Consider the following 12,993-nt stretch of genomic DNA (forward strand, 5'->3'; position numbering starts at 1 on the left):
GGTCGTGCCAAATGACATACAGCTACGTGACAAAAATTGTCAGTTTTTGCGAATTTTATGATGGGTTAAGGCAGGCGTTGCACCTTTTTAAATCAGAAGGTCCTGATCTTTCATCTTGGCATGACGTGTGCTTACCTTTCATCAAGGCACCCAAAAATTGACGCCTCGGAGAAGTTCGTGATGAAAGCACAAAAAGGTTTTACATTAATTGAGTTGATGATCGTCGTTGCGATTATTGGTATCTTGGCTGCGGTGGCATTACCTGCTTATCAGGACTATACCATCAGAAGCAAGGTCACTGAAGGTATGGGTCAGGCTGCCTCCGCGAAGCTGGCCGTAACTGAGGCAGCTGCAAACGTTGGTGGTGTTGCTAACGTTACAGCAGCTAACTCCGGCTATGTATTTAATCAAGTTGCTGGTAACAATACTTACGTAGCAGCTGTGGCTATTGCCAACGGAGGTGTTATTACTGTAACTACTAAAGCAACTGGCGCTGCAGTTCAGCCAATATTTACTCTGACGCCAGCGCAGGCTACAGTAAATGACCAAATAACATGGACTTGTGCTGTCACTGCTGGTCTTCCCAAGCATCTCCCTGCTAATTGCCGATAATTTAATGATGATGAAGGCGGGAGTGTTATTGGCTTTGGTTTTTGAGCGGTTTTAAGAGCTTGTAGCGCTTAAGGAATGACGCAAGTATAGCTGTTTAATAGTAGAAAGTCGTCAAGGCTCTATCATTTTGATAGAGCCTTGACGTTTCTATTTGTTACTTCAGTCTAATTAAGTCCTCAATGATATTGTCTACATAAAAAACATGCGCGTCTATCCGCATACTGCCGCTAATTATTTTAGTCTCCCTTCCAAATCAAATATAATTTGCTGAAAGTCGGGCTCGACTCTTCATCTAGAGGTTACGTGGATAGGGTCATGCCGACAGAATTCTGTATCCGTTCTAGTAACGAATCAAGCCGATTGCAGGTCATCATCCGAGTAGTTCTGATATTAGTATGGATGTCAAATGAGTGAAATTTGACGTGCCAAGGGAAACTCCAGCCAATGCTTTCATTTCGACTGGAGATTATTTATCGAGTGTCTTGAGTTCGGCGTCAATGCTTTCGTAGGACTATTCACCTTTCTTCATAGGCTCAGTCCTAATCCATATGATTCCCCGAAACGGACATTGATTGATGTCGGAATCAGGCTCAAAATCCCCCGCTTAATCAGCTCATGCATATGGAGGGGGCATATGAACACTACTACATCACCCAGCCGCCTCCTCGGCTTAGGTCTCTATACCCCAGTGGAAGCGTCCTCATACACTGGCATTCCGGCAAAGGACATTCGCAGATGGATATTTGGCTATAGCGCGGCAGGCGTCGATCACCCCGGCCTCTGGACGGCAGAGGTCGCATTTCTGAACGACAAGCTGCTTGGCTTCCACGACCTGCTGGAAATTCGTTTTGTTCATGCATTTCGCCAGCACGGCGTCAGCTTGCAAGCGATCCGCAGCGCCTCGTTACAAGCCAGAGAAATGTTCGGTCAGCTCTACCCGTTTACGTGCAGACGCTTTCAAACCGACGGTCGGGATATTTTCGCGACCGTCCTGGATGAAACGGGTGATGAGGCTCTGCTGGATCTGGTGAAGCGGCAATACGCGTTCAAGCAGGTCATTACGCCCTCTCTGTATGAGGGCATTGATTACGCAGGCGAAGAGTCGGCAAAGCGCTGGTATCCAGTAAAGCGAAGCAAGGCGGTTGTTTTGGACCCGGCAAGGAATTTTGGCAAGCCAGTGTTGGCAACAACGGGAATCGACACAGCAGCGATCTATCATTCTTATCTGGCTGAAGGTCAGAACACGAAGCGTGTGGCTTTACTCTACGAGATTCCGCCAGTCGCAGTGAAAGCAGCCATCACATATGGGCTTAGCCACGCAGCTTAAGATGCGTGGCCAGGCAGTGACTGACTACTCAGTTTAGGGATTAGCCTCTAACGCACAACCCCATCAACCCGAGCCCGCCCTTTAAACCTCTTCCTCACCCCAACCACAACCATCACCACCAGCAACCCCACCACCACAAAAAACACCGTATTAAAAACCGGAAACGGCTGATCACGGCTCGTCACCGCTTCAACCTCGGTCACGTTGGGAAACATCGACAGGATCGTTATGCGCCAGCCGTAATAACGAATCAGCGCAAGTTGCTGGGCATCACGCGAGTAGCCCTGGGCTTTGGCCTGGATGTCGGCGGAGTCGAATTTGAAGTACCACGGGAAGCTCCAGCCGGTGTCTTCGTTGCGGTAGACCACGACTTTCTTGGTGTCCGGGTCTTCGGTGTTGATGAAGTACACGTCGCGGGTCGGGCCGTCTGCCGGGTTTTCGGCGTTGATGACGCCGTCGGCGTCCATTCTTTTGACTTCCACGCCGGTGATCATCACGACATCATGGCGCGGCAAGACGTAATAAAGGCTTAATGCGCCGATCCCGAGTGCCACGAATACCACAAGCCAAATCGACCTTCTCAGCCACTTCATACCAGCGTCCTCTGTTTAAAATTGCGTGACTTTGCCCTAATCCGAACATTTCGAAGCAAAACAGTTATTACAAAATTCGACAAGGCCGTTGCAGATGGCGTTGTCTTCCGGAGATTTACATGATTTGGTTCCTTGAAGGGCAGTCCAGCCAGCGTGAAGTGATCATGGGCGCGCGTGATGCGCTGCCTGCGTCGGTGCAGATTATCGCCTCGCATCGCCAGCAGCGCTCCGAAATTACCGGGCAGGCCCATCTGGCACTGCAAGAGCCTGTCGATAATGAAGAGCGTATCGACTGGGTGCTGGAGACCGCTCGTTCGCTGGGCGTCCGGACTATTGTCGCCGGGCGTATAGGCAGCTTTTACGAAGCTCAGCGTGCACGTTTTGTTGCCGAGGGTTTGGACCTCGTCACGGGCGGAACGTCCCAGCAGACCTTCATGAATGTCGATGACAAGAGCCGCTTCACGGCGGCGGCCGAGGCGGCGGGTCTGGCTTGCATTCCCGGAATTGCCGCGAGCAGCGCCGAGGAGTTGCAGGCGGCTTACGATTCGTTGTCGGTATCTGGCGAGGTGTGTATCAAGCCGGTGGTCGGGATTTACGGGCGGGGCTTCTGGCGGTTCAAGGCCGATGTCGACGATTTTCGCTGTTTCGCCAATCCGGATGCGCGTGAAACGACTTTTCAGGCGTACCTTAATGCTTATCGTCAGGCCGAAGACGTACCGGCGATGCTGCTGATGCCGTATATGCCCGGCAGTGAATGCTCGGTGGACATGGTCTGCGAGCACGGCAAGGCGGTTGCTTTCGTCGGGCGGCGCAAGGTGGGGCTGAATCAGACCTTCGAGCGCGACAGCGAAGCGGTGCAACTGGCGGTGCGCGCAGCGGAGCATTTTGCCTGCGACGGGCTGATCAATGTGCAGACCCGTGACGACGCTGACGGCAAGCCGCGTTTGCTGGAAATCAACCCGCGTTACTCCGGCGGGATCGGTTATACGCGTGAAACCGGCGTCAACCTGCCGGGTATTTTTGTGACACGCCGTCTCGGCTTGAAAGAACCGGAAACACATTGGCTTGAGGATATCCGCGTGAAGGCCATCACGGTCGCTGTACGGGCCACGGTTTGATCGGGATAATAGATTTTTGCTATCACTAATCGCTCTTATCAGGGAGGATCGGGCATGAAGCTTCTTGCGCCAGGTGCAAACACTGCTTTAGCAAACGCCCACTGCACCTGGAATCTGGAGAGCGGCAAATCTTCGGTTTTTGGTGAGTACGCAGCAGTCGCTTTGCTGGCGGTCAACGACAAGCGCCAGCCCATGGGCGACCCGGCGCTGCTGCACCAGGAACAGAGCTGGATGGAGTGGAGCGGCGGCCCTCAGGATGTTGGCTGTACGCTCAGGCTGGACAGGCTTCCGGCGGGCAGTGATCGCGTGTTGTTGATGGTCTATGTATATGCAGCCATGGGGCCGGTCCGTGACGTTTCCAGCCTGCATCTCAAAGTGGATGCCGACATCGAGCATCGGCTGGATCTGCGCGATAACGGCGAAGCGGCGATCATCATCGGCGAGTTCTACAAGCGTAATGAACAGTGGAAATTCCGCGCGCTGAGCGAAGGCTCGGCGTATGGGTTGTCGGCGTTCGGGCGCAAGATCGGCCTGGACGTTGATGACCGTCACCCGCGCCACCCGTCTGGTGGCTCCGGTCGCGGGCCTCGGCATGAGTCGGCGACCGGCACGGCGTTTGTGGTCGGCCCGGCGCACGTCATGACCTGTGCCCATGTCATCGAAGACATGGGCGTGTTCTACATCACGTCACTGGAAGGCCGTTACAAGGCCGAGCCGGTGGTGATCGACCGTCGCAACGACATCGCGCTGCTGCGGGTGCAGGGCGCGCCGCCGTTGTCTCCGGTTACATTCCGGGACGGGCAGGGCTGTGAGCCGGGTGATACCGTAGCGGTCCTGGGTTACCCGTTGGCGTCCATTTCCGGTGGCGGGCTGCAGGTGACGCAGGGCGGAATTTCCGGTCTGTTCGGTCTGCACAATGACGCCAGCCTGTTCCAGTTCACGGCACCGATTCAGCCAGGGTCCAGTGGCAGCCCGCTGTTTGACAACGGTGGCGCGGTGATCGGCATGGTGACGTCCACCGTGCCGGACGGGCAAAACATGAACTTCGCAGTGAAGTCCGCACTGCTGCTGTCCTTTCTGCAGGCATGCCGTATCGATGCGCCGCATGCCTGCCCGGAAAGGTCGTACACCACCACAGAAATCTCACGCGCCGCACAGTCATCGTTATGGCTCGTTGAAGCTTCTCGCCAATGACGTCGGTGTTGCCTGCTCAAGTGGCAGGCGTCTGGGGCTGCGGCCCCGTTACTCAGGAATTTATCAATGGACAGCAGCGCAGCTTTTTCCAACTCTACAAAGCTTCGTGCTGACCTGCTTCGTGGTCGTCTCGACGTCAGCGTCGATTCGTCCACTATTGCCCCGGATTCTCTGTTCGGCTTCGCTGAACGGCGCAACCCCAAGCGCGCGTTTCTGTTCGTGTCCCGGGTGTTGGGACGCCACATTCCCGCGCGTCCGGGCGTGATGCTGAAAAGTTTTCAGGACCTGGCGCACAAGATTCCGGCAGACCTGCCCGGCCCGGTGCTCGTCATCGGCATGGCCGAAACCGCAGTCGGTCTCGGTGCCGGCGTGCACCGTGCCTACAGCGCAACGCGATCTGATGCCTTGTATCTGGTCAGCACGCGCCATCCTACCGGCAGCGAGCTGTTCGCCCGCTTTGAAGAAGAGCACAGCCACGCCAGCGCTCACCTTATCCATCTGCCTGTCGATCCGGCGCTACGCGAGATGATGCTCGGCGCACGTTCGCTGGTGCTGGTCGATGACGAGGCGTCGACGGGCAAGACCTTCATCAACCTCCATCAGGCGCTGGTCGAGGCCGGGCTGAGCAACATCGAGCGGGTGGTGACCTGCGTGCTTACCGACTGGTCGGCAGGTGCAGTCAGCACGTCGATGGGCGCAGTGGCCGAGCAGGTCTCGTTGTTGCAGGGCTCGTACTCTTTCGATGAAGACGTGAGCGCGCCATTGCCGGACATGCCTGAGGTTGGCACCGTGGCAATGGGCGACTGGCCGCTGGTGACCGCCAATGACTGGGGGCGGATGGGCGTGTTGTCGGTTGCCGATACGCTGGCGCCAGGGCTTACCGTGCAAAAGGGTGAACGCGTTCTGGTGGTGGGCACCAGCGAGTTTGTCTGGCGGCCGTTTCTGCTGGCCGAGCGTCTGGAAAAAGCCGGTGCCGATGTGCATTTCAGCTCTACCAGCCGTTCACCGATTGCACTGGGGCATGCCATCGACCATGCGCTGTCGTTCTCCGACAACTATGGCCTGGGCATTCCCAACTTCCTGTACAACGTGCGGCCGGGTCAGTTTGACCGGGTGCTGATTTGCACCGAAACCCCAAGGCAGGCCGTACCCGCCGAGCTTATCGAAGCGCTGAACGCCGAGGTTATCTGCGATGAGTAACGACCGCCCGCTGATCTTCGTCGATCTGGACGACACACTCTTCCAGACCGCCCGCAAAACGCCCGCGAACATTGAAAAACATGTCGCAACGCTGGATATCAGCGGTAACGCCAATGGCTACATGACCAACGTGCAGAAGTCCTTCGCGCACTGGCTGCTGGCGCATTCCGATGTGGTGCCGGTGACGGCGCGCAGTGTCGAGGCCTACAGCCGGGTCAAACTGCCGTTCACTGCAGGCGCAATCTGTTCGCACGGCGGTGTGATGCTCGATGTCATGGGGCGGCTGGACCAGGACTGGAACGAGCAGATGAAAAATACCCTGGCCAGCTATCAATCGCGGTTGCATGAATTGTCTGCCGCCACACTGGCGATTGGTGAGGAGCTGGGCTTTTCACTGCGCGGCTGGGTGGTTGAAGAGGCGCAGCTGTTTCATTACGTGGTGACAAAGCATAACGAGAGTGATGACAACGTCCTCAGCAAAGTGCTGGCCGAAGTGCAGGCCCGCGGCTTGCTCGATGGCATGCACATCCACGGCAATGGCAACAACCTGGCCTTTCTGCCCGAGGGGCTGGCCAAGCGTTACGCGGTTCAGGAGTGGCTGCGGCGCGACAAGGCCATCAATGGCGAACGCCCGGTGCTCGGTTTTGGCGACAGCATTACCGACCTGGGTTTCATGGACGAGTGCCACTGGTGGGCGACACCCGCCCGCAGTCAGTTGGCGAAAATGTTTGTCGGAGCAGAGCATGAGTGATCCCGTTCACGGGCTCGATACGGTAGGCAGTGGCAGTTATCTGTACGACGACGTGCATTTTCTGCTGCGCAGCGTTGCGATGCAGACCACCAGCGTGGTGGAGAAGGAGCGCCTGATCCAGACACGCCAGAAGCACTACTCGGAAATGATCAGCGAGGAGTCCGCCCCCAGCGCCGCTCACAAGGCGTTGTATGAGCGTGCACTCAGCCAGAACGGTTTGCGCATGGCAGATGACGTGCAAGCCCTGGCGCAGGCGCTTGACCGCGAATGCACCGGCGCTGAAATCGTTCTGGTGTCGTTCGTGCGTGCCGGTCTGCCGCTGGGTGTGTTGTTGCGTCGGGCGCTGATCGATCTGCACCGCGAAGCGCATCACTACGGCATTAGTATTGTTCGTGATCGCGGCATCGATAAAGTCGCGCTGGAGGCCATCATTCTGGCCCACGGCGCGCAGAACATCGTATTTGTCGACGGCTGGACCGGCAAGGGCGCAATTTCGGGTGAAATACGTCGCAGTCTGGCAGGCGACACGCGCTTCCCTAAAGAACCACGACTGGTGGTGCTGGCCGATCCCTGCGGCAGCGCCTGGCTGGCGGCGTCGGCAGAAGACTGGGTGATTCCGTCCGGTATTCTTGGCGCGACCGTGTCCGGGCTGGTGTCGCGCTCTATCTGGCCGACGGACGGCGGGCTGCATGGTTGTGTGGTTTACGAGCAGTTGCAGGGCCACGACGTCACGCAGTCTTTTATTGAACACATCGACAGCCAGCGTCGTCAAAACAGTTCTACGCTCACGCTGACACCCTGGACGCTGACTCAGCGAGCCGGACTCAAGTACGCCGCATCGCAGGTGGTCGACCGCTTGGCCGAACGCTTTGATATCACTAACTTCAATCGCATCAAACCGGGCATTGCCGAAGCCACTCGCGCAGTCATGCGCCGTGTTCCAGACCATGTGCTGGTACGCAATCGGGCGGACAGCGATGTGCAATTGCTGCTGCACCTGACCGAAAAAGCGGGGATTCCCGTTGAAGAAGTCGGCGATGTGCTGGGGCCTTATCGGGCAGTGACCATCATTCGGAGTCTGAGCTAATGGCCTTATTTTCGCCTTATGCGTTGGGGGCAACGCTGTACATGCCCGCCACCCGCGATGACATCGTCGATGTGGTGTTCGGTGAAAAGATTCCCGAACTGCGTTCGCTGGTCGTGTGCCTGGAAGATGCGGTAGCGCTGATTGATGTCGATACAGCGCTGGTCAACCTTCGCCAGGTGCTGACCCGCATTCAGGACCGTGGCGGCCGCCCGGCCAACGGTCCGCTGTTGTTCGTTCGTCCGAGAGATGCCGCAATGGCGCGGATTCTCAATGACTGGCCGCTGATGGCGCACGTTGATGGGTTCGTTGTCCCCAAGCTTTCGCTGAAAAGTCTGACGAGTTGGGAGCAGTCCGTTACCAACCCGGCACTGGCGTTGATGCCTACACTGGAAACGCCGGAAGTGTTCGATCCGACGGCAATGGTCGAGCTTGGGCAAGCGCTGAAAGCCAGTCTCTACGAGCGGATCATTGCGTTACGTATCGGTGGCAATGACCTGATGGGCTGTCTGGGGCTGCGCCGCAATCCGGCCATGACCCTTTATTCGACGCCCATGGGCTATGTGATCCCGATGCTGGCGGGAGTGATGGGTTCGCAGGGGTTTGCACTCACCGCACCAGTGTTCGAGCAACTGGCCACACCTGACATTCTGGAACATGAACTGGCGCTGGATATTACCAATGGGTTGGTCGGTAAAACGGCAATTCACCCCTCGCAGGTCAATATCATTCAGAATGCACTACGCGTCAGTCTGGAGGACATGAACTCCGCCCGGATGATTTTGAACTCTGTGGCCCCCGCAGTGTTCAAGTACAACGATGCGATGTGTGAACCGGCTACCCATTACAAATGGGCAACCCACATCATGGAGCGCGCCAAATGGCATGGAGTGTTATCCGCACCCGCTTCGATCATGGATGCCAGCATTCGACTCGCTGAGGCAGTTAGCTAGATGATAGAACCTGACCTTGAAACCGTAGAACCTGATCTTGAACCTGTAGGACCTGATCTTGAAATCGAAGTGGAACAACGCCTGCTGGCGGTTTTCGATTTCGACGGAACCATAACCCGGCACGACAGCTTTGTGCCTTTTCTCAAGTTCGCCTTTGGGCAACGTGCCTTTTCCGTGCGCATGGCCCGCCTGGTGCTACCGAGCATCGGCTATCTCGCCAAGCGTGTGACCCGCGACGAACTGAAGGGCCGCCTTATCAAGGCGTTTCTCAGCGGCGTTGAAGTGCAATGGCTGCAGCAAAAGGCCGAGGCGTTCTGCCAGTCGCACTGGAACCGCCTGATGCGCCCGGCTGCGCTGGAGTCCATCGCCGCCGAAATCGAGAAGGGCGCCATTGTCACGCTATGTTCAGCATCGCCTGCTATGGTTCTGCAACCCTTCGCTGATCGCTTGAAAGTAGAGCTGATCGGCACCAATCTGGAAGTCATCGACGGCAAACTGACTGGATTGATCGAAGGCAGCAACTGCCGTTGCGATTCGAAAGTCGCACGCCTTGAAAGTGTTTATGGGCCGCTCACGCAGTTCCGGGTTCGTGCTTGGGGCGACACGCGTGGTGATCACGAATTGCTCGCCGCTGCTCAGGATGCGCACTGGCGTCTGTTCCATCCGACGTGGCGTCGAGGCCGTTATAAAGGCCCCGTTAACGCCAAGTTACACAATCCTGATGGCAAAGATGGGCCAACACGGTAAGGCTGTAACACTTTTATCCGAATTCCGACGTTCACATGGAGCGAAAAATGGCACTCACTTTGGCAAAGAACCAGACGATCTCACTGGAGAAAACCGCTGGTACCGGCCTCAAGAAAGTCAGTATGGGCCTTGGATGGGACCCTGAAAAAGCCAGCGGTTTCTTCGGCAAGTTGCTCGGCGGTGGCGGTGGCGATATCGACCTGGATGCCTCCTGCATCATGCTCGACGCCGACAAAAAGCCCCTCGACCTGGTCTGGTTCCGCCAGTTGCAGTCGCGCGACGGTGCCATTCAGCACTCGGGTGACAACCGCACCGGCGAAGGCGCGGGCGACGATGAAACCATCAGCGTCGATCTGGAAAAACTGCCAGCCACGGTCAAATACCTGGTGTTCACCGTCAACTCGTTCACCGGTCAGAATTTCGAAAAAGTCGCCAACGCCTACTGCCGTATTGTCGATCTGGGCAGCCGCAACGAACTGGGCCGCTTTGATCTGTCCGAGAAAGGCCAGCACACCGGCGTTGTGATGTCCTACCTGGCGCGCACCCCCGCAGGCTGGGATTTCACCGCAGTTGGTCAGGTTACCAACGGCCGTACTGCAGATGATCTGGTCGAACTGGCCATCGGAGCTGTACGCGCATGACCCAACTTGTCCCAGGCGCCAACGCGCCAGTCGCTGCCGGTCCGTTGACGGTCGAGGTCAGCTATTCCCCGCTGGCGGATGCGGATATCGACGTGTCTGCATTCCTGCTGACCGCCTCCGGCAAGGTGCGTGGCGATCAGGACATGTGTTTCTACGGCCAGAAAAGCGTCAACGGCGGTGCGGTCCAGCAGACGGAAGCGTCGGCCGGGCGTGCTGTGTTCAGCCTTGACCCGAGCCGTCTGGATTCAGTCATCGAGAAGGTCGCCCTGACGGCAACCATCTATGAGAACAAGGCCAGTTTTGGCAGCGTGTCACGGTTGGCTCTGAGCATCACTGGCGGTATCGAAGCCGATATCCCTACCAGCGGCATGAAAGAAACCGCATTGATTCTGGGCGAGTTTTATCTGCGTCAGGGCGCGTGGAAATTCCGCTGCGTCGCCCAGGGTTTTGCCGGCGGGCTTGAACCGCTGGCAAAAAACTTTGGCGTAGAGGTCGCGGCGCCCCAGGATCAACCTGCACCTGCACCTGCACCTGCACCTGCACCTGCACCTGCACCTGCACCTGCACCCAAGTCGACCGTCAGTTTGAGCAAGATCACGCTCGACAAGACCCGTGCTTCGATCAGTCTGGAGAAGTCCAGCGCCGGTTTCGGTGAGATTCGGGTCAACCTGAACTGGAACCGTCGCAGCGACAGCAAGGGCGGTGGCTTCTTCTCGATGAAGAAGAGCAATGCCATCGACCTTGATGTAGGCTGCCTCTTTGAGCTGCAGGATGGCCTGAAAGGCGCGGTTCAGGCGCTGGGCAACTCGTTCGGTTCGCTCAACACCGAGCCTTTCATCAAACTGATGGGCGATGACCGTACTGGCTCGATCAGTGACGGTGAGTGGCTGCATATCAATGGCGCGCACTGGAGTAAGATCCGTCGCATTCTGGTTTATGCGTTCATCTATGAAGGTGCGCCGAACTGGAAAGAAACCGACGGTGTTGTCACCATTCATGCGCCGGGCCAGCCGCCCATCGAGGTTCGCCTCAACGAAGAAGGTGGTCGTCAGGGCATGTGTGCAATTGCCCTGCTGGAAAATGACAATGGTGCAGTCAAGGTGACGCGTCGGGTGGATTTCCACAATGGCCACAGCAACATGGACAAGGCCTATGGCTGGGGCATGCGCTGGGCTGCCGGTTCCAAGTAAACAATACCGTGGTATTTCTGGGCTGGCTGTGCCGCCTCATGGGAGATAGACATGCTGGACTGGTTGAAAACAAACGCAACGGCTGCTCGCGACAAGCTGGCTTCGGAAGTTTCGAAGTTCAAGAACCGCGAATTCATGGAAGCTGTGGTTTCCGGCTGTGCGCTGGTATCGGCCGCTGACGGCGATATCAGCTCCAGTGAAAAGCAGAAAATGGCTGGCTTCATCCAGAACTCTCAGGAACTGAAAGTTTTTGACATGAAGGAAGTCATCCAGGGTTTTCAGGAAGCGTGCTCCAAGTTCGAGTTCGATTTTGAAATTGGTCGTGCCGAAGCGTTGAAAACCATCGGCAAGATCAAAAAGAAAGAAGATGCCGCCCGTTTGCTGGTGCGCGTCTGCTGTGCTATCGGTGGCGCTGATGGCAGCTTCGACGAGAAAGAGCGGGAAGTCTGCCGCACGATCTGCCGAGAGCTTGGCCTGAACCCGTCCGATTTCGACCTGTAATTTTTTACCCTAAGGAACGCAGTTAAATGGAAAGCACCTCTCTAGGCTTCCCTCCACTCACGATGGCGGTTTTCGTCGGCCTGGCCATTACGGCCATGGCTATCGACATGTTCTCCCACCGGGGAAACAAGCCGATCACCCTCGCGCAAGCCTCGGCGTGGTCGATTTTCTGGGTCGCCATTTCGCTGGCTTTTGCCGGTTTCCTGTATGTGCAGCACGGCTCCGAAGTCGCCACGCTGTTCGTTACCGGTTACGCGCTGGAAAAAGTGCTGAGCGTCGACAACCTGTTCGTGTTCATGGCGTTGTTCTCCTGGTTCAAGATCCCGGATGGCCTGCGCCACCGCGTTCTGTACTGGGGCATCATCGGTGCCATCGTCTTCCGCGGCATCTTCGTCGCCATCGGTACAGGCCTGCTGGCCCTGGGGCCGTGGGTCGAAGTGGTGTTTGCGGTCATCGTTGCCTGGACAGCCATCATGATGCTCAGAGCGGGTGATGACGACGACGAAGAAGTCGACTACTCGCAACACATGGCGTATCGCTTCGCCAAGAAACTGTTCCCGGTATGGCCGAAGCTGCACGGCAGCAACTTCTTCGTCCGTCGCTCGGTTCTGGAAGAAGAAGTCAAAAAACCGGAAAACGCCGGTATCACCCTGGCCGCCAAGGGCGCTCTGTTTGCGACCCCGTTGTTCCTGTGTCTGGTTGTGGCTGAAATCTCCGACGTGCTGTTCGCGTTCGACTCCGTGCCGGCAATCATTGCAGTGAGCCGCGAGCCGCTGATCGTGTTCTCGGCCATGCTGTTCGCGATTCTTGGTCTGCGTACCCTGTACTTCGTTCTTGAAGCCCTCAAGCGCTATCTGGTGCATCTGGAGAAAGCGGTTATCGCCTTGCTGTTCTTCATCGCCATCAAACTGGGCCTGAACGCAACCAACCACCTGTTCCACCACGGTTACGAGATCAGCGCCAATACCAGCCTGCTGGTTGTGGTCGTCGTGTTGATCATCGGTATCGTTGCAAGCCTGCTCTTCCCGGGTAAAGAAGAACCCGCTGAAGAAAAAGCGTAAACACTGGATAAAGGAGATAAC

General features: G+C 56.8%; 14 protein-coding genes. 13 read left to right on the plus strand and 1 reads right to left on the minus strand.

Annotated features, from left to right (window positions below):
- Window positions 1–180 precede the first annotated feature (180 nt).
- Both RYA97_RS17835 and RYA97_RS17840 read left to right on the plus strand, forming a co-directional pair.
- Complete coding sequence (locus tag RYA97_RS17835; RefSeq protein WP_117140404.1) at window positions 181–612, plus strand: pilin; 432 nt, start codon at window positions 181–183, stop codon at window positions 610–612.
- 739 nt (window positions 613–1,351) lie between these two features.
- Window positions 1,352–1,939 carry a DUF433 domain-containing protein gene (locus RYA97_RS17840; protein ID WP_162181474.1) on the plus strand — a complete coding sequence of 196 codons (588 nt, stop codon included), beginning with the start codon at window positions 1,352–1,354 and terminating at the stop codon, window positions 1,937–1,939.
- A gap of 47 nt (window positions 1,940–1,986) precedes the next feature.
- Here the strand turns inward: RYA97_RS17840 and RYA97_RS17845 are convergent, their stop codons facing one another.
- Window positions 1,987–2,532: a DUF1523 family protein gene (locus RYA97_RS17845; protein ID WP_005782702.1), complete on the minus strand. Its 546-nt coding sequence runs from the start codon at window positions 2,530–2,532 to the stop codon at window positions 1,987–1,989.
- A gap of 119 nt (window positions 2,533–2,651) precedes the next feature.
- Here RYA97_RS17845 and RYA97_RS17850 point away from each other — a divergent pair, with 119 nt between their 5' ends.
- The 11 genes from RYA97_RS17850 to RYA97_RS17900 all read left to right on the plus strand — a co-directional run bounded on the left by RYA97_RS17850 (window position 2,652) and on the right by RYA97_RS17900 (window position 12,972).
- A complete protein-coding gene (locus RYA97_RS17850) occupies window positions 2,652–3,650 on the plus strand; it encodes an ATP-grasp domain-containing protein (protein WP_005782703.1) in 999 nt (332 codons plus the stop codon).
- Window positions 3,651–3,704: 54 nt separating this feature from the next.
- Window positions 3,705–4,844 carry a trypsin-like peptidase domain-containing protein gene (locus RYA97_RS17855; RefSeq protein WP_005745489.1) on the plus strand — a complete coding sequence of 380 codons (1,140 nt, stop codon included), beginning with the start codon at window positions 3,705–3,707 and terminating at the stop codon, window positions 4,842–4,844.
- Window positions 4,845–4,910: 66 nt separating this feature from the next.
- On the plus strand, window positions 4,911–6,044 hold the full coding sequence (locus tag RYA97_RS17860; protein WP_002552029.1) for a phosphoribosyltransferase domain-containing protein: 1,134 nt from the start codon (window positions 4,911–4,913) through the stop codon (window positions 6,042–6,044).
- Window positions 6,037–6,795: a hypothetical protein gene (locus RYA97_RS17865; RefSeq protein ID WP_005782705.1), complete on the plus strand. Its 759-nt coding sequence runs from the start codon at window positions 6,037–6,039 to the stop codon at window positions 6,793–6,795. Before RYA97_RS17860 ends, RYA97_RS17865 begins: the two co-directional genes overlap by 8 nt.
- On the plus strand, window positions 6,788–7,882 hold the full coding sequence (locus RYA97_RS17870; RefSeq protein ID WP_010196269.1) for a cysteine protease StiP family protein: 1,095 nt from the start codon (window positions 6,788–6,790) through the stop codon (window positions 7,880–7,882). The genes RYA97_RS17865 and RYA97_RS17870 overlap by 8 nt, the downstream gene beginning before the upstream one ends.
- Window positions 7,882–8,832 carry an HpcH/HpaI aldolase/citrate lyase family protein gene (locus RYA97_RS17875; RefSeq protein WP_005782711.1) on the plus strand — a complete coding sequence of 317 codons (951 nt, stop codon included), beginning with the start codon at window positions 7,882–7,884 and terminating at the stop codon, window positions 8,830–8,832. Before RYA97_RS17870 ends, RYA97_RS17875 begins: the two co-directional genes overlap by 1 nt.
- Entirely contained in the window at window positions 8,833–9,579 is a 747-nt protein-coding gene (locus tag RYA97_RS17880; RefSeq protein WP_005782713.1) for an HAD-IB family hydrolase, read from the plus strand.
- Window positions 9,580–9,626: 47 nt separating this feature from the next.
- On the plus strand, window positions 9,627–10,220 hold the full coding sequence (locus RYA97_RS17885) for a TerD family protein (RefSeq protein WP_002552034.1): 594 nt from the start codon (window positions 9,627–9,629) through the stop codon (window positions 10,218–10,220).
- Window positions 10,217–11,410: a TerD family protein gene (locus tag RYA97_RS17890; RefSeq protein ID WP_057404270.1), complete on the plus strand. Its 1,194-nt coding sequence runs from the start codon at window positions 10,217–10,219 to the stop codon at window positions 11,408–11,410. The genes RYA97_RS17885 and RYA97_RS17890 overlap by 4 nt, the downstream gene beginning before the upstream one ends.
- 51 nt (window positions 11,411–11,461) lie before the next feature.
- Window positions 11,462–11,911, plus strand: a complete 450-nt coding sequence (locus RYA97_RS17895) for a tellurite resistance TerB family protein (RefSeq protein ID WP_002552036.1) — start codon at window positions 11,462–11,464, stop codon at window positions 11,909–11,911.
- 26 nt (window positions 11,912–11,937) lie between these two features.
- A complete protein-coding gene (locus tag RYA97_RS17900) occupies window positions 11,938–12,972 on the plus strand; it encodes a TerC/Alx family metal homeostasis membrane protein (protein WP_004663703.1) in 1,035 nt (344 codons plus the stop codon).
- The last annotated feature ends 21 nt before the right edge of the window (window positions 12,973–12,993 follow it).

Source organism: Pseudomonas syringae group sp. 26L6, from assembly GCF_032587815.1.
Lineage (GTDB): Bacteria > Pseudomonadota > Gammaproteobacteria > Pseudomonadales > Pseudomonadaceae > Aquipseudomonas > Aquipseudomonas amygdali.

Excerpts from the sequence above, each read along its gene's own strand:
- RYA97_RS17835 (WP_117140404.1), top strand. The coding sequence starts at position 181 with ATGAAAGCACAAAAAGGTTTTACATTAATTGAGTTGATGATCGTCGTT.
- RYA97_RS17845 (WP_005782702.1), bottom strand. The coding sequence starts at position 2,532 with ATGAAGTGGCTGAGAAGGTCGATTTGGCTTGTGGTATTCGTGGCACTC.
- RYA97_RS17850 (WP_005782703.1), top strand. The coding sequence starts at position 2,652 with ATGATTTGGTTCCTTGAAGGGCAGTCCAGCCAGCGTGAAGTGATCATG.
- RYA97_RS17855 (WP_005745489.1), top strand. The coding sequence starts at position 3,705 with ATGAAGCTTCTTGCGCCAGGTGCAAACACTGCTTTAGCAAACGCCCAC.
- RYA97_RS17860 (WP_002552029.1), top strand. The coding sequence starts at position 4,911 with ATGGACAGCAGCGCAGCTTTTTCCAACTCTACAAAGCTTCGTGCTGAC.
- RYA97_RS17865 (WP_005782705.1), top strand. The coding sequence starts at position 6,037 with ATGAGTAACGACCGCCCGCTGATCTTCGTCGATCTGGACGACACACTC.
- RYA97_RS17870 (WP_010196269.1), top strand. The coding sequence starts at position 6,788 with ATGAGTGATCCCGTTCACGGGCTCGATACGGTAGGCAGTGGCAGTTAT.
- RYA97_RS17875 (WP_005782711.1), top strand. The coding sequence starts at position 7,882 with ATGGCCTTATTTTCGCCTTATGCGTTGGGGGCAACGCTGTACATGCCC.
- RYA97_RS17880 (WP_005782713.1), top strand. The coding sequence starts at position 8,833 with ATGATAGAACCTGACCTTGAAACCGTAGAACCTGATCTTGAACCTGTA.
- RYA97_RS17885 (WP_002552034.1), top strand. The coding sequence starts at position 9,627 with ATGGCACTCACTTTGGCAAAGAACCAGACGATCTCACTGGAGAAAACC.
- RYA97_RS17890 (WP_057404270.1), top strand. The coding sequence starts at position 10,217 with ATGACCCAACTTGTCCCAGGCGCCAACGCGCCAGTCGCTGCCGGTCCG.
- RYA97_RS17895 (WP_002552036.1), top strand. The coding sequence starts at position 11,462 with ATGCTGGACTGGTTGAAAACAAACGCAACGGCTGCTCGCGACAAGCTG.
- RYA97_RS17900 (WP_004663703.1), top strand. The coding sequence starts at position 11,938 with ATGGAAAGCACCTCTCTAGGCTTCCCTCCACTCACGATGGCGGTTTTC.